At 61.5% G+C, this 14355-nt stretch carries 16 protein-coding genes and 1 tRNA gene; 8 read left to right on the plus strand and 9 right to left on the minus strand.

Annotated elements, in window-relative coordinates:
* Nucleotides 1-44: 44 nt before the first annotated feature.
* Genes ACVWWD_RS22900 through ACVWWD_RS22910 form a run of 3 tightly spaced genes read right to left on the minus strand, consistent with a single transcriptional unit; the run spans nt 45 to nt 2926 of the window.
* On the minus strand, nt 45-1358 hold the full coding sequence (locus ACVWWD_RS22900; protein WP_023791516.1) for a homoserine dehydrogenase: 1314 nt from the start codon (nt 1356-1358) through the stop codon (nt 45-47).
* Nucleotides 1359-1394: 36 nt separating this feature from the next.
* A complete protein-coding gene (locus tag ACVWWD_RS22905) occupies nt 1395-2612 on the minus strand; it encodes an LL-diaminopimelate aminotransferase (protein WP_023770001.1) in 1218 nt (405 codons plus the stop codon).
* Nucleotides 2613-2656: 44 nt separating this feature from the next.
* Nucleotides 2657-2926 (minus strand): hypothetical protein, encoded by a 270-nt coding sequence (locus ACVWWD_RS22910; RefSeq protein ID WP_457103401.1) that lies wholly within the window; start codon nt 2924-2926, stop codon nt 2657-2659.
* Between the two features lie 221 nt (nt 2927-3147).
* Between ACVWWD_RS22910 and phaC the strand changes: the two genes are divergently transcribed.
* The 3 genes from phaC to ACVWWD_RS22925 all read left to right on the plus strand — a co-directional run bounded on the left by phaC (nt 3148) and on the right by ACVWWD_RS22925 (nt 6758).
* Complete coding sequence (gene phaC, locus ACVWWD_RS22915) at nt 3148-4983, plus strand: class I poly(R)-hydroxyalkanoic acid synthase (RefSeq protein ID WP_352549748.1); 1836 nt, start codon at nt 3148-3150, stop codon at nt 4981-4983.
* 215 nt (nt 4984-5198) lie between these two features.
* Complete coding sequence (locus ACVWWD_RS22920) at nt 5199-6440, plus strand: YcbK family protein (protein ID WP_352549746.1); 1242 nt, start codon at nt 5199-5201, stop codon at nt 6438-6440.
* 243 nt (nt 6441-6683) lie between these two features.
* Nucleotides 6684-6758 (plus strand) — tRNA-Glu (locus ACVWWD_RS22925).
* A gap of 7 nt (nt 6759-6765) precedes the next feature.
* Here the strand turns inward: ACVWWD_RS22925 and ACVWWD_RS22930 are convergent.
* Genes ACVWWD_RS22930 through ACVWWD_RS22940 form a run of 3 tightly spaced genes read right to left on the minus strand, consistent with a single transcriptional unit; the run spans nt 6766 to nt 8713 of the window.
* The gene (locus ACVWWD_RS22930; RefSeq protein ID WP_457103402.1) at nt 6766-7872 is read right to left on the minus strand and encodes a tyrosine-type recombinase/integrase; all 1107 of its coding nucleotides are present in this window, start codon (nt 7870-7872) and stop codon (nt 6766-6768) included.
* Complete coding sequence (locus tag ACVWWD_RS22935; protein ID WP_457103403.1) at nt 7869-8057, minus strand: hypothetical protein; 189 nt, start codon at nt 8055-8057, stop codon at nt 7869-7871. Before ACVWWD_RS22935 ends, ACVWWD_RS22930 begins: the two co-directional genes overlap by 4 nt.
* Complete coding sequence (locus tag ACVWWD_RS22940) at nt 8054-8713, minus strand: hypothetical protein (protein WP_457103404.1); 660 nt, start codon at nt 8711-8713, stop codon at nt 8054-8056. Before ACVWWD_RS22940 ends, ACVWWD_RS22935 begins: the two co-directional genes overlap by 4 nt.
* Nucleotides 8714-8794: 81 nt before the next feature.
* Between ACVWWD_RS22940 and ACVWWD_RS22945 the strand changes: the two genes are divergently transcribed.
* Entirely contained in the window at nt 8795-9676 is an 882-nt protein-coding gene (locus ACVWWD_RS22945) for a hypothetical protein (RefSeq protein WP_457103405.1), read from the plus strand.
* Nucleotides 9677-9732: 56 nt separating this feature from the next.
* Here ACVWWD_RS22945 and ACVWWD_RS22950 read toward each other — a convergent pair whose 3' ends face one another.
* Genes ACVWWD_RS22950 through ACVWWD_RS22960 form a run of 3 tightly spaced genes read right to left on the minus strand, consistent with a single transcriptional unit; the run spans nt 9733 to nt 11365 of the window.
* Entirely contained in the window at nt 9733-10293 is a 561-nt protein-coding gene (locus ACVWWD_RS22950; protein WP_457103406.1) for a hypothetical protein, read from the minus strand.
* A 44-nt stretch (nt 10294-10337) separates the two neighbouring features.
* A complete protein-coding gene (locus ACVWWD_RS22955) occupies nt 10338-10685 on the minus strand; it encodes a hypothetical protein (RefSeq protein WP_457103407.1) in 348 nt (115 codons plus the stop codon).
* A complete protein-coding gene (locus ACVWWD_RS22960) occupies nt 10685-11365 on the minus strand; it encodes a hypothetical protein (RefSeq protein WP_457103408.1) in 681 nt (226 codons plus the stop codon). Before ACVWWD_RS22960 ends, ACVWWD_RS22955 begins: the two co-directional genes overlap by 1 nt.
* Nucleotides 11366-11493: 128 nt before the next feature.
* Between ACVWWD_RS22960 and ACVWWD_RS22965 the strand changes: the two genes are divergently transcribed.
* From ACVWWD_RS22965 to ACVWWD_RS22980, 4 genes are all read left to right on the plus strand, one after another.
* Nucleotides 11494-11718 (plus strand): helix-turn-helix domain-containing protein, encoded by a 225-nt coding sequence (locus ACVWWD_RS22965; protein WP_457103409.1) that lies wholly within the window; start codon nt 11494-11496, stop codon nt 11716-11718.
* A gap of 299 nt (nt 11719-12017) precedes the next feature.
* Nucleotides 12018-12248, plus strand: coding sequence for a hypothetical protein (locus tag ACVWWD_RS22970; RefSeq protein ID WP_457103410.1), 231 nt, complete (start codon nt 12018-12020; stop codon nt 12246-12248).
* A 382-nt stretch (nt 12249-12630) separates the two neighbouring features.
* Nucleotides 12631-13524, plus strand: a complete 894-nt coding sequence (locus ACVWWD_RS22975; RefSeq protein WP_457103411.1) for a hypothetical protein — start codon at nt 12631-12633, stop codon at nt 13522-13524.
* A 192-nt stretch (nt 13525-13716) separates the two neighbouring features.
* On the plus strand, nt 13717-13989 hold the full coding sequence (locus ACVWWD_RS22980) for a hypothetical protein (RefSeq protein ID WP_457103412.1): 273 nt from the start codon (nt 13717-13719) through the stop codon (nt 13987-13989).
* The last annotated feature ends 366 nt before the right edge of the window (nt 13990-14355 follow it).

The following is a 14355-nucleotide window of genomic DNA, read 5'->3' on the forward strand; positions in this document are numbered from 1 at the left end:
AGACACGCCGCCGGGGGTTTTGCCCACGGCAACGAGGCTGCCTGCTACCCTGCCCGCTCGATGCGGATGACCTGTGGCTTGTCGGTCAGATGGCCGTCCTTGGTGATGCCGTCGACAGCTTTGCGCACGGCGGCCTCGGTGGTCTCGTGGGTGACGAGAATTACCGTCTTCTGCGCCGCCGCCTCGCCGCTGACCGCATGCTGGACGATCGATTCCAGCGAAATATCGTTGTCGGCCATGCGCTTGGCGATCGCCGCGAACACGCCGATTCGGTCATGTACGGTCAGCCGGATGAAGTAGCCGCCGGCATGGCTGCGCATCTGCGCCTTCTTATACGGTCTCAGTTCCTTCGCCGGACGGCCGAAGACGGGACCATGCTGGAAGCCGGGCCGGCTCTTGGCGATGTCGGCGATATCGCCGATGACCGCCGAGGCGGTGGCATTGCCGCCGGCGCCGGGGCCCGAGAGCAGCAACTCGCCCAGAATATCGGTCTCGATCGCCACTGCGTTGGTGACACCATGAACCTGAGCGATGACCGAAGCAGTCGGCACCATGGTCGGATGCACACGCTGCTCGATGCCGCTTTCGGTGCGCTGGGCGACGCCGAGCAGCTTGATCCGGTAGCCGAGATCGCCGGCGGCACGGATGTCGGCCTGGGTAATGTTGGAAATGCCTTCCATGTAGATGTCGTTGGCGGCGATCTTGGTGCCGAAGGCAAGGCTAGTCAGGATCGACAGCTTGTGCGCGGTGTCATGGCCCTCGATGTCGAAGGTTGGGTCGGCTTCGGCATAGCCCAGCCGCTGCGCGTCCTTCAGCACGACGTCGAAGGAGACGCCCTCGGCCTCCATGCGGGTCAGGATATAGTTGCAGGTCCCGTTGAGGATGCCGAAGACGCGGGTGACGGAATTGCCGGCCATCGCCTCGCGCATCGTCTTGATGACCGGGATGCCACCTGCCACCGCGGCCTCGTAGTTGAGCAGCACGCCCTTCTTCTCGGCGATTTCGGCAAGCGCCACGCCATGCTTGGCAAGCAGTGCCTTGTTGGCGGTGACGACATGGCGGCCGGCTTCGAGCGCGGCCTTCACCGAGGCGCGCGCCGGCCCCTCATCGCCGCCGACCAGCTCGACGAACACGTCGATCTCGGCGGTCTGCGCCATTTTGACCGGATCGTCGAACCAATTCGCGGAGCTCAAATCGATGCCACGGTCGCGTTTCCGGTCGCGTGCCGAAATCGCCGACACGATAATGTCGCGCCCGCATTGGCGGGTCAGTTCCGCCGCCTTGTCGCGCAACACGCGCGCCACCGATGCACCGACCGTGCCAAGTCCGGCAATTCCAACACGCAGTGCTTCAGCCATGGAAGGCGACGCCCCTCAAATCAGATCGCATTTGTATTACCGGTGGGCGGACAGCGGCACCACATTGTTGGGCTGCTTGGCGCTGGCCGAGAGGAAGCGCTTGATGTTGCGCGCCGCCTGGCGGATCCGGTGTTCGTTCTCGACCAGCGCTACGCGCACGAAATCGTCGCCATGCTCGCCGAAGCCGACACCGGGCGCCACCGCCACATCGGCGTGCTCGATGAGCAGCTTGGAGAATTCGAGCGAGCCCAGATGACGGAACGGCTCCGGGATCGGCGCCCAGGCGAACATCGAGGCCGCGGGGGCCGGTATGGTCCATCCCGCGCGGCCGAACGCTTCGACCATCACGTCGCGGCGTTTGTGATAGATGTCACGCACCTCGGCGATATCGGCGCCGTCGCCATTGAGCGCGTGCGCCGCCGCCACCTGGATCGGCGTGAAGGCACCGTAGTCGAGATAGGATTTGACCCGTGTCAGCGCCGAGATCAGCCGTTCGTTTCCGACGGCGAAGCCCATGCGCCAGCCGGGCATTGAGAAGGTCTTCGACATTGAGGTGAACTCGACGCAGACGTCGATGGCGCCCGGCACCTGCAGCACGGAAGGCGGCGGATTGCCGTCGAAGTAGATTTCGGAATAGGCAAGGTCGGACAGGATAATGATGTCGTTCTTCTTTGCGAAGGCCACAACGTCCTTGTAGAAATCGAGCGAGGCGACCAGCGCCGTCGGGTTCGATGGATAGTTGAGGATCAGGGCCAGCGGCTTCGGGATCGAATGGCGGACGCCGCGCTCGAGCGCCGGAATGAAGCCGTCATCGGGCTCGACTTGCAGCGAGCGGATGACTCCGCCCGACATGATGAAGCCGAAGGCATGGATCGGATAGGTCGGGTTGGGGCACAGGATCACGTCACCGGGCGCGGTGATCGCCTGCGCCATGTTGGCGAAGCCTTCCTTCGAGCCTAGCGTGGCCACCACCTGGGTGTCGGGGTTGAGCTTCACGCCGAAGCGGCGGGCATAGTAGTTTGCCTGGGCGCGGCGCAAACCGGGAATGCCGCGCGACGAGGAATAGCGGTGCGTGCGCGGATCGCGCACGACCTCGCACAATTTGTCGACGATGGCCTTGGGCGTCGGCAGGTCCGGATTGCCCATGCCGAGGTCGACGATGTCGGCGCCCCGCGAACGGGCGCTCGCCTTGAGCCGGTTGACCTGCTCGAACACGTAAGGCGGAAGCCGGCGGACCTTGTGAAATTCTTCCATGGCAGTTCCAGACAGCGAGGGAGCGTTGGGCGCGCGCTATATACTCATTTGCAGGTAGGGTCGAGGGCGGGGTCGCATTTGCCTTCGATCTGCTTCAGGGTCTGCGGACCATGCTTCTTGGCGAGATCGGTCAGCGCCGCCTGGTTGGTGACGGCCGCGCCACCGCCCTTGGCGCCTTGCCTGTTCGCATCGGCCTTCAACTGGGCGAGCTTGGCATTCTTCTCGGCCTCGGTGAATTGTTTAGCCGCCACCTGCGGCGGAATGTTCAGGTTCGGAAAGGTGCCGGTGTCCTTCGGGCCCGCGTCGGTGGCCATCGGCACCGGACCGCCGGTATTCGTGCTTGAGCATCCGGCAACGGCCAGGAGCGTGAGGGCCGCGCTGATGCGGCAAAAGTGGCCGGCACAGAAAAAAACAGTCTCGCCAAACTTAATCGTCATATTGTTTCCTTGGCAGCCGGGGTAGAGCGAGATTGGACCCTGTCGGATGTCCCATGTTAATATGTCAAGAAAACGCTTCCGGAGGAACCCCGCGAACCATGTCCAAAACACCCGATTCGGGCAAAGCGGAAGATGGCGGACCTTCGACGGTCGAGCAATATCTGGTGAAAGACCCGGAACGCTTCGCGCTGAACATGGCTCGGATGATCGAGCAGGCTGGGAAGGCGGCTTCCGCATGGGCCGAACCGCGCGAAAAAGGTGAGGTGCGCGACCAAGTCGCCGAGCCTGTCGTCGACATGGTCAAGACCTTCTCCAAGCTCAGCGAATACTGGCTCGCCGATCCGCAGCGGGCGCTTGAAGCGCAGACGCGGCTGTTCGCCGGCTACATGACGGTTTGGGCGAGTGCCATCCAGCGCGTCAGCCCCAATGCCGAGCGCGCCGACGATGCCGTCAAGCCGGAGCGCGGCGACAAGCGGTTCCAGGACCCGGAATGGGGCCGCAACGCCTTCTTCGACTTCTTGAAACAGGCCTATCTCGTCACCTCGCGCTGGGCGTCCGAACTGGTCGACCATGCCGAAGGCCTGGACGAGCATACCCGCCACAAGGCGAGTTTCTACGTCAAGCAGGTATCCAACGCCATCTCGCCGTCCAATTTCATCCTGACCAATCCCGAACTGTTTCGCGAAACCGTCGCCTCCAACGGCGAAAACCTGGTGCGCGGAATGAAGATGCTGGCCGAGGACATCGCCGCCGGCAAGGGCGACCTCAAACTGCGTCAGGCCGACTATTCACCCTTCGAGATCGGCAGGAACATCGCCACCACGCCCGGCAAGGTGGTCGGTCGCAGCGACGTCGCCGAGATCATCCAATATGATGCGGCGACCGAGACGGTGCTGAAGCGCCCGCTGCTGATCTGCCCGCCTTGGATCAATAAGTTCTACATACTCGACCTCAACCCGCAGAAATCCTTCATCCGCTGGGCGATCGAGCAAGGCCACACCGTTTTCGTCATCTCCTGGATCAATCCGGACGAACGCCACGGCGCGAAGAACTGGGAAGCCTATATCAGGGAAGGCCTGCAATACGGCCTCGACACGATCGAGAAGGCCACCGGCGAGCGCGACGTCAATGCAATAGGCTACTGCGTCGGCGGCACGCTGCTGGCGGCGGCTTTGGCGCTGATGGCTGGGGAAGGCGACGACCGCATCAAGTCGGCGACCTTCTTCACCACGCAGGTCGACTTCACCCATGCCGGCGATCTGAAAGTGTTCGTCGACGAGGAACAGGTCGCGGCGGTGGAAAAGTCGATGAACGAAAAGGGCTATCTCGACGGCACAAAGATGGCGACCGCCTTCAACATGCTGCGATCGGGCGACCTGATTTGGCCCTATGTTGTCAACAACTATATGCGCGGCAAGGACCCCCTGCCCTTCGACCTGCTCTACTGGAACGCCGATTCGACCCGCATGGCGGCGGCCAACCACTCCTTCTACCTGCGCAACTGCTATCTCGAGAACAACCTCTCGCGCGGCACGATGGAACTGGCGGGCCACACGGTCTCGCTCGGCGATGTCACCATTCCGGTCTACAATCTCGCCTCCCGGGAAGATCACATCGCGCCGGCTCTGTCCGTCTTCATTGGCTCGCAATATTTCGGCGGCCCGGTCGAGTACGTGATGGCGGGATCGGGGCATATCGCGGGCGTCGTCAATCCACCCGCATCCAACAAATATCAGTACTGGACCGGCGGTCCGCCGAAGGGCGACTTCGACCAGTGGATAGCCTCCGCCACCGACCATCCGGGATCCTGGTGGCCGCACTGGCAAGGCTGGATAGAGACCAAGGACAACATCCGTGTGCCTGCCCGCAAACCCGGCAAGCATATGAAAACCTTGGGCGATGCTCCCGGTACCTATGTCAAGGTCCGTGTGTAACGGACTGTAATGTCTGGTGAGTTGACGCCCCCGCAAAAGCGGGCGAAATGGTGTCGTCAACCATCAAGCAGCCGCAATTCGGCAATCGCTGCAAAAATACCTAATGGCTTGCTGATTTGACACAGGTCTCGTTTCCGGATCGGAGACAAAGGTCACCATGACGCGGACATACCAGTCGGCGCCACGGATATACCGATCGGACATCGAGGGGGAATTTGACTTTGAAATCAGCAGGATGGAGCCTCGCAAAGGGAGAACGCCGCGCCATTGTGGCAGCGCTCTGCTCCATGCTTCTGGCCTCCTGCACATCGGCTGGTGACCCGACACTGTCGGTTGGAATGCCCGGCTACAATGCTTCCGCATCGGACCTTCACGCCGCCTCCGCGGGCAAGCCTCTCACCGCCGATTCGTCGTCACAGGTGGCGACAGAGCAGACGACCGTGATGAGCGAAAGCGATACGGCACTTCCCGAAACGGTTGCTTACGTACCGATGGCCAAGCCGGGGCCCACTTTCCCGCTCACCATACCGGCCGGCGCGGAGACGATCGCGGGACAGACGCCGCAGTCCTTGCAGCAGCCAATAGAGACGGCGCAGCGGACCGACGCGGTCGCCCAGAAGATCGCCGCCGCCGATGCCGCCGCGACGGCGCCAACCGCGGCACCGGTGATGAACAACCCGGTGTACGTGACCGCCGGCGAGGCACCGCAAGCTGACACGCCCAAGAAAAAAGGCTTCCTGGCCTCCATGTTTGGCGCCACCCCGGCTTCGGCGACACCTGCTCCGCTGGTCAACACTCGATCGGGCGAACAGCCCGCCGTGCAGCCCAAGCCCGCTGCTGCCGCGGCAAAACCGATCATCACTTTGGCCTCTGCTGATTCCACGCAGAAGCCACTGCAACTGGCTTCACTCGGCGGCGATACCGGTCACATCACCGGCAGCGACGCCTTGCCCGGCGTGCGCCAGACAGCCCTGTTCGAGATAAAGCGCAAATCCGGCCTCGACGATGAAAGCGACGTCGACCTCAACGAGGACGAAGGCTCCGGCGGCTCATATCAGGTTGCGTCCGCCGCCGGCATGGCTCGGCTCGCGCCCAACGGGCTTCTGAAGCAGAATGAGAGCGTCGACGTCGCCTGCCTGAAGCCGTCCCTTGTACGCGTGCTGAAGACGATCGAAGGCCATTATGGCCGCAAGATGATGGTGACCTCGGGCTATCGCGATCCGGCCCGCAATCGTCGCGCCAATGGCGCCAAGAACTCGCTGCACATGTATTGCGCCGCCGCCGACATCCAGGTGCCCGGCGTCTCCAAATGGGAGCTTGCGAGCTACATCAGGACCATGCCCGGCCGCGGCGGCGTCGGCACCTACTGCCACACCGAATCGGTTCACGTCGACGTCGGCCCCGAGCGCGACTGGAACTGGCGCTGCCGCCGGCGCAGCGGCGGTGACGACGGCTAGCAGCGATTTGGCGGGCTGGAGGCTGTCGGCGGAGTCGCCGACTTCGTCATCCGCCGGCAGAGCAGGAGCGAAGCTCCGTCGCGAACACCCGAGGATGCCGGAGCGACTGACGTCACCGCAAATCGCAAGCTCTTCCGCCCTCGCGAAAACGCCGATTTGGCAGGCTGGAAAAAAGTTGTCCAAGGCGGCACCTAACGGGTTGCCGGTTGCGCGCAACGCCAGTATAAGCCGCTTCGTCTGAGCGCGCCCATCGTCTAGCGGTTAGGACACCGCCCTTTCACGGCGGTAACAGGGGTTCGATTCCCCTTGGGCGTACCACCTTCATTTAATTACCCTTTTGGTTCAATGCCTTGCGGCGATGAATGTCCAACCTTTCAATCCGGTTGGACAAACCCTGTTCACTTTTCGCCCTCGCAACCTTCTCCATGCCGGTGTCGCCGAGGAGCTTGCGGTTGAACTTTTTGACGTAGGTTCTCGCCTCATCTGGCGTGCGATGGCCGAGAAACGCCATGATCTCCAATTCGGTCGCGCCCGCGTTGGCGAGGCGCGTTGCGCCAGCTTTGCGCAGGCCATGTGACGCGCAGTGCGGCAAGCCGGCATCCACACACTGGTCATGAAACCAGTTGCCGAAAGTCGTCGCCTTGTAGGGCCGATCGCCTGTGTGCGTGAGGAAGAGCATACGGTCAGCCGGCACAGGCAGAAGCACCTCGATCAGTTCGTCGAGGATAGGGAGATCGACCTCACCGGTTGTCTTCCGCCGACGGTAGCTGATGCGACCATCGCGAACGTTCTGCCTCCCAAGAGCGGCGACGTCCTGGCGCGAGGCGCCGGTGTTGAGGATGAGCCGCAGCGCCAGCACCGCTTTGCTGCTTATGCCGTGATGCTGCTCGAAATGAAGGATCTCGTCTTCGGTCCAGGTATGGAATCCGTCCGGGTTTTCCTTGTAACGCTCGGCGCCCATCGTCGGATCATCTTGGCGAAGTCTCTTGCGAATGCCGAAGCGGGAGAGGCGTCGCAGAAGCTTCAACAGCCGGTTGGCTGCAGCCGGCGAGTCGGCCTTCTTGGCGATGATGCCTTCGACATGTTCCGGCCGAAGGGTGGACAGCCGCCGCGTCCCGTATTCCCGGCTGAAGCGGTCAAACTCGTTGCCCAGGTTCTTCTGCGAGATCGCCGCCAGCTTCTTCCATTTAGGCGTGCGCTTGTAGTGCTCGATCAGCCAGTCGAAAGTGCCGTGGTCGTGGTGACGGATTGACGTATCGGCGGGATCGCCTTTGGCAGCCTGTAGGTAGGCGGTGCGAAACTCCTCAGAGCCGTAATCGCCCGGGATGTAGGCGCTCGCCCTGCCCTTCATGCGGAAGCGCCAGCGGGCTTTCCCGTGGCGGTCGTAGACGCGGGTGACACCCGGGAAAGGATTTTGCGCGCGCCGCTTCATAGCACGTCGTCCCATTCATTGCGGTTTTCAGGATCTGCGGCCTGGCCCTTGCGCAGCGGCAGGATAACGATCCTGCCTGTCGACGGGTCGATCTCGGCGCGTCCAACCTCCAGGCCGGCTGCGAGCCATGCTTTGAGGGCGCGGGAGAGATCGGCTTGCCGGAAGGGCGCGGAACGATTGCTCATGCATCGGTCCCAGCCAGAGCGGACCTCAGTGCGTCAAAAAATGGCCCTGAAATCGTTCTCCTCACTTCATAGGCTCCTCCGGGCCCAACCTTCTTCACTGCCGGATCCTCATAAAGGAGTTCCTTAGTTCGTGATGCCGTCAGGTATTTCTGTTGGCCCGGAATTTCGGTGTTTCTGATGTTGAAGATGAGGACGCCAAACTGCATCGGACTCAATATTGCCAGATGATAGCTCAACAGATCGAACGGCCGCGGCACCTCTGGCCTGACCGTCAGAAGATGCGACACCTGATCGAAGATCGTTTCCTTCGATTCGAGATTGCGAAAAATCATATTGATTCCCTCGCTGTCCCCTTCCACCGCTCCGGTCGGATCGTGCTCGGGTAACCCGTGAAGTCGCTCGGCCGTCAGGATCATCTTCTTCGAACGTTCGACGATGGCAGGCGAAGTTGTGACTTCGCGTTTCTCGCCCGCTCCGAGGATGGCGATCACCAGCGCCGCTGCGTCGGCTGAGGACATTTCTGACCCGCCATAACGGCCCGGCTTACCGGTTTGAATGTGACCTGCCTTCTGAAGCGCCCTTGCCATCTCATTGACAGTAGCGGTCGGAAGCTCGGTCATGTCCGAGACGAGCGAAACAAGATCGACGAGCTTCATTGACGGGCAGCCTATTTCGGATCGTTCCTATTATAAGTTCCGCACACGATTAATCAAGGCCCATGATGAAGGCGCGCGACCGTGAGGCCGTACTATAGTAAGGCGATCCAGCGCAAAGCCTTGTTTTGCAAGGGTTTTAGGTTCTGGCAAAAGGGGAAGCAATTCCCGATTTCTCCCCCGTTACGGCCGCCAAAGAGCTGTTTTAGGCCAAATTTCCACTTGGTGGAAGTTTGCCGGCGTGACGCGAAATCGTCGGAAAGCCGTCAACGCCTTGTGTGGCAAGCCTTGCGGCCTGTGTCGAAAGTGCCAATATATGGACACATGGGCACAACAGAGCGAATTGCCGAACTTGAAGCGGACCTGGCAGGCCGCGACGATAAGATCAAGCAGATGACGACCGACCTGGCCGAAGCGCGGGATCTGGTCGATCGGATGCGCGAGCACGTCGACGATGTATCGTCCTCGATTGAAACCTGGGTGACTGCCTTCGACCTATCCTTGGGTGAAGACGGCGTCTGGAAAATCGACCGATCTCAATCCGACGTTTGGGAGAAGCACCTTCAGCTACACGAGGAGCATCTGGCGCTGATACGAAAATGGAACAAATTCGTTCCCGAATACAACGCGGCGATCTTGGCCCGGGACATCGGCCGGCCGCTTGCCGCCAGCGAGGCACAGCGCGCGGACGTCCTGAAGCGCCACAAGGCCGGCGAGAGCCTACGAGCCATTTCCAAGGCCACGGCGCTCGGCCTGCGCACGGTCCGAACCATCATAGACAAGCACCAGGGCACAGACAGGGCCAGCAAGCGCGCCAACGAGCTTCGCCGGGTGGAATTCAACCGGCAGCGTGCAGCGGCCTTCCGTGTCCGCAAGCGTGGCATGGAAGCCATGCCGAAACAGATAGGCGAACTTCAGAAGGCCGGCGCTGCGCTGGTCAAGCGGGCCAAGGGACTGGGCAAATGAAAAGCCCGCCACCGTGAGGCAGCGGGCCAATCAATCCTGCAAACTTGCAGCTTCTGTCAGCGGCCGAAGCTGGGGAACGGCCCGACGATCGCGATCACCTTCAGCGATGGCTCGGGACGGTTGAGCTTGCGAACCATCTCCCGGCCTTGTTCATGGCCTTCACCTGTAAAGCCTAAGCCGCCGTAGTCGCCGCAGGTGTCGATGTCATTCCAGCCTTCAACCCCTACGCCAGTCTGCCCTGTGGCGTTGCCCCATCCGAGGAAAGGCTCAGCGTCGCCCTGGTCGTCGTGGGGCTCGTCCAGTATGTCGCCGCCGTACTCGTTCTCCTCCTCGACGTCCTCGCACCAGTGGCCGCCCTTGGCCCAATTAGTGCTCGCTGAAGCGTCATGCTCGTCGCCGCTGTCCTCGAAGTCGGCGAAGTCCCCTTCGCGGTCGTCGGTGGTGCCGGCCTGATACGAGCCGAGCGCGTTCGAGCCCAGCGACGGCTCGTCGTCAGCGCCGTCCTCGAGGTCAACGTCGGCTTCCATGAGGTCCAATGCCGTTATGAGGCTCATGGCGCGGTCCAGCAGGTCGTTCAGCCGCTTCTCGACCGACTGGCGCCAACGGCGCGGGTTCATGCCCTCAGGGCATCCCAGGGGCTGTAGAATGGGCGTATGAGCACTCATGACACGCCTCCCGCCATCGCCTTAATATCGGCGACGAGGCTTTTGAGGATCTGGACCTCGCTGGCCTCGTCATCCGTGTTCCAACGCCGCCTCACCTTCACCTTCGCGAGCAGACCCTCCAGGCTTTTCGCCCGGGTCTTCATGACACGATCGAAGGCACGGGCCACCGCCGCGGCCTTCTTTGCCTCCTTCTTTTCGGCCTTACGAACGCGGGCTCCGAGACGGTCGAGCGCCTCCTCGATTTCCGCTGTTCTTGCGGTAGCATGTCGCCGGCGATCGTCCGCGGCTTTGAATGCGGCCGCATGGCGCAGCAGGTTGGCATCGGGCTTTGCGGTCTTGCCCATCAGGCCGCTCCCCCCGCAGCAAGCCGCCTGATATCGGCGGCGAGCGAGCTACAAGCTTCGTTGCCCTCGATGAAAAGATGCCGATCCATCCTTTCGGCCGCCCGGATCTTGACCATCATCCCTTCAACGGTGCGCGCCGGGGTTGCGAAAATCCGATCGCCGACCCTCCACACCACGTCTGCGCACGCTTCGAAGGCATCTTCCGCAGCGTCCAACCGGTGCTCGCGCTTTATCTCCTGAACTCTGGCCCAATACGCTTCATGCAAGGCCTGGCTCGTGGCGTGCTGCTCATCACATGCCTTGTACCATGCGCGAACCTCGGGCCGATTACCTGCCTGCCTGTCGTTGAAGGACATGTCGGCCAGGATATCGAGTATGTCGTCCGGCGTGCTCGGTCGGTTCCACTCAGGAGGCCTTGGTGGATAAAGCTTCTTGCACTTTCTGTTGATCTTGCCGGCGGCTTTCGAAGCCTGCTGCATCGCGGCAGCGGCGGCCTCCATTTCTCGATCGAGCAAGAACAAGGCGGCGTCGGGATGCGCGGCCGGTGTCGTGGGCGCCAAGGTGGCCGGCAGCGTTCCGGCCGCTGCAACGGCTCCTATGGCGGCGGGAACAGAGGCGATGGCGCCAAGCAGGGCGCGGCGGGAAAATCTCCCGATGAATGTTTGCTTGGCAGCGGGCATAGCTTCGCCGGCCGCCGGAACTGGTGTGTTCATGGTGGTTGGGTCCTTGTATTGGAACTGTTTTCAGTGCAACGTACCGATAACACTACACTGTCAGGACATCAACAAGAAATCGGTACACTGTCACGATGCTAGCTGTGCAATGCAAGATGGCCCGGTCCGCGATTGGCTGGGGGGTTCGGGATCTGGCGCGGGAAGCGTCTGTCTCGGTCGATACGATTTCGCGCCTGGAACGAGGCGAAGAATTGATGCCCCGCACGGTTGAAGCGATCCGCGCGGCCCTCGAATCCGCCGGCGTCGAGTTCATCCCTGAGAATGGTGGCGGCGCCGGTGTGAGGCTGCGGAAGACCTAATCGTCGCTTGCTGGGTACGCCCTTCTCTTGCCAAATATTGAATATTAGCAGATGCTCTCACTCTGCCTTGTGGGAGGGGCTGGGGGATGAGTAAAACGGCGTTTACGACCATTCTCGGTCTAGCAATACTTGCCGGTTGCCAGTCAGCTCCGCAACAGCAATCTGTCCAGGCACCTGCCGCTCCTCAGTCGTACCCGCAGCCGCAAGGCTTTCCGACGCCACCCCCGGCCCCGCCGGGCACACCTATGCAACTCACGGCTCAACAGGTAGCCAGCGTTCAAGACGGTGTCCGCGCTGCTATGAAGGACCCGGCAAGCGCGATCTTCACCGGCCCGACCTTCGCTGCCCAACGGGCAGACGGCGAGATCACCGCATGCGGGACGGTGAACGCCAAGAATAGCTACGGCGGCTATGTCGGTGCCAGTCCCTACATCGCCAAGCTGCGAGGCGGGGTCGTGGTCGACTCGGCGTCCGGCGGGGATGGGCAGATCCTGGTCCAGATGTGCCGCGAAAGTGGCGTTGCGATCTGATCGATCGTGAAGCAGTCAATCCCAAGGGGTTGTCTGGCTTCGCGCGTTCCGACCGATGCGGTAGCGCCCGGAAGGCTTGCTCGACGTCGGAGACATCACAGACGAGGCGACCCTCGATCACCCTGGCGTCAGGCATCCGCGCGTTCGAACAGGGTTGCGCTGATACCAACCAATGCGGTTCGCCAGCCGCTCGCGCGCTGCTCGACCGCTTCAAGTCCTGATTGCCCAGCCGCACGCGCCGATTGAGGCGCAAGCGACGCGCAAGCCCTATATGTGATAGGCCTGCCTTGGCAAAGTATGTCACGGGGGGCCGAAGTTGGACGAGATGAGCAAGTCGCGGTTTACGATCGCCTATGACGGCACGGCACTTCGCGAGGGCACGATGGACGTCCGCGACCTCGCGCCCGCTCTGCTTGCTGTAGGCACGCTGTTTGAAGCCGCCAATCGAACGCTGAATGGTCCGGACGCCCCGAAGATATCGGTGAACGTCGTCGCAACGGCGCCGGGATCCTTCGAGATCGTGCTCGACGTCATCCAATCTTTCTACGAGCAGGCGAGATCCTTGCTGGTCGGTAATGATGTCGCTGCGGCACTCAACCTCACCAGTCTGATTTTTCTTGGAGGCACTGCCGGCGGCAGCCTGATCCTGGTCATCAAGAAACTGCGCGGCCGCAAGCCTGACCGGATTGAGCGGCTAAGCCCCGACACCGTCCGCCTGACGATCGATGGGGAATCCATAGATATCCCGATGCAGTTGCTTCGTCTCTACCAGGACATCGCTGTCAGGAAAGCACTCGAGGGTGTCGTCAGTGATCCACTGAAGAAAGAAGGTATCCAGAGGTTCAAGGTGCTTGAAGCCAAAAAGGTCGAGGCCGAGATCTCGTCTGGTGAAGCGACATGGTTTGTGGCGCCGGAGCCCGAGGGAACCGTCGTTTTGGACGACACCCGAAAAGCGGCCTTCTCTATCGTGTCCCTTGCGTTCAAGGACGACAACAAATGGCGGCTTCATGACGGCAATAGCCAGATCAGCGCGACCATCGCCGACGACGACTTCAAGCGGCGTGTCGACAACAATGAGATCGCGTTTTCAAAGGGCGATGTCCTGGTATGTGAAGTCAAGGTCACTCAGACGCAAACCGCCTCGGGATTGAAGACAGAATATACGGTGGTGAAAGTGCTCGATCATATCCCGGCCATGAAGCAGCTCAATCTGCCGATCGAGGAGCCGAAAAGGCTGGAAGACGATGACGACGACGAGCGGGTCCCCACTAGATAAGCCCTCGGCAGCTTGTGTGGATTTCCAGCCGAACTGGCCCGCTTAGATCGTAGCTGGTGCAGAGCCGCCAGAACTGTCATGAAGCGATAAGTGGAGAAGTTGATGCCGCGTGTGCTCATCAGCCGATAAGTTCAAAGCGCATATTAGGTTCCGCTACTTGACCCGTGAGACGGCCGCGCCAGACTCCAGTGCATGGCTGGTGGTCTCAAGATCGGCGATGAGGTGGCGATCGACGCCACCATTATTCGACGCGTCACTGACGACAGGATCAGCGTGTCGATCCCGACCTATGGCTTCCCGCATTCCGTTCGGGATAGCACCACGAAGGTGTTCAAAGGCCAGACTATGGAATTGATCGGCAGCGTCACAAGGGTCGAGAAGGACGCCGTTACTGTCAGCCTGGGTGGCCCGGTGGTGACGGTCGCGCTTGATGTTGTGCGGCTGGTGACGCCCAGAGTTGAGTAGGAACAAACGGCAGGAACACTTTACAGGGAAGCCCGCCAGCGCGCGTTCCCGCTGGCCGCAATCCCTACGCCGCCGAAGGGCCCCGCGCGTCCTGGCGCCCGCGTGATCGACCTCTCTGCAAAAACAGCTCTGCCGTGATTTCGTCTCTGTCTCCACTATGCCTGGCGATCAGATCCAGCGCTTCCTGGCGGCCCAAGTTGCCGAGCTTCATGAGGTACGGAACCTCAAACGTTCTCCTTTTGAGGCGCCATTCTGGCACGCGGCGTGTTGCTGCTTTTCGTACTGTTGTTCCATCTTGACGCATCATTCGATTGCTCTTTCCCGATACGATGGTGCAGTCGCAAATTCCGTGCCTCGTCCCGGTTG

The sequence above is a fragment of the Mesorhizobium sp. URHB0026 genome, assembly GCF_054059755.1.

Bases quoted from the DNA above. Each gene is read 5' to 3' on its own strand.
- ACVWWD_RS22900 (WP_023791516.1), bottom strand. From the start codon at position 1,358: ATGGCTGAAGCACTGCGTGTTGGAATTGCCGGACTTGGCACGGTCGGT.
- ACVWWD_RS22905 (WP_023770001.1), bottom strand. From the start codon at position 2,612: ATGGAAGAATTTCACAAGGTCCGCCGGCTTCCGCCTTACGTGTTCGAG.
- ACVWWD_RS22910 (WP_457103401.1), bottom strand. From the start codon at position 2,926: ATGGCCACCGACGCGGGCCCGAAGGACACCGGCACCTTTCCGAACCTG.
- phaC (WP_352549748.1), top strand. From the start codon at position 3,148: ATGTCCAAAACACCCGATTCGGGCAAAGCGGAAGATGGCGGACCTTCG.
- ACVWWD_RS22930 (WP_457103402.1), bottom strand. From the start codon at position 7,872: ATGAAGCGGCGCGCGCAAAATCCTTTCCCGGGTGTCACCCGCGTCTAC.
- ACVWWD_RS22935 (WP_457103403.1), bottom strand. From the start codon at position 8,057: ATGAGCAATCGTTCCGCGCCCTTCCGGCAAGCCGATCTCTCCCGCGCC.
- ACVWWD_RS22940 (WP_457103404.1), bottom strand. From the start codon at position 8,713: ATGAAGCTCGTCGATCTTGTTTCGCTCGTCTCGGACATGACCGAGCTT.
- ACVWWD_RS22950 (WP_457103406.1), bottom strand. From the start codon at position 10,293: ATGAACCCGCGCCGTTGGCGCCAGTCGGTCGAGAAGCGGCTGAACGAC.
- ACVWWD_RS22955 (WP_457103407.1), bottom strand. From the start codon at position 10,685: ATGGGCAAGACCGCAAAGCCCGATGCCAACCTGCTGCGCCATGCGGCC.
- ACVWWD_RS22960 (WP_457103408.1), bottom strand. From the start codon at position 11,365: ATGCCCGCTGCCAAGCAAACATTCATCGGGAGATTTTCCCGCCGCGCC.
- ACVWWD_RS22965 (WP_457103409.1), top strand. From the start codon at position 11,494: ATGCTAGCTGTGCAATGCAAGATGGCCCGGTCCGCGATTGGCTGGGGG.
- ACVWWD_RS22970 (WP_457103410.1), top strand. From the start codon at position 12,018: ATGAAGGACCCGGCAAGCGCGATCTTCACCGGCCCGACCTTCGCTGCC.
- ACVWWD_RS22975 (WP_457103411.1), top strand. From the start codon at position 12,631: ATGGACGTCCGCGACCTCGCGCCCGCTCTGCTTGCTGTAGGCACGCTG.
- ACVWWD_RS22980 (WP_457103412.1), top strand. From the start codon at position 13,717: ATGGCTGGTGGTCTCAAGATCGGCGATGAGGTGGCGATCGACGCCACC.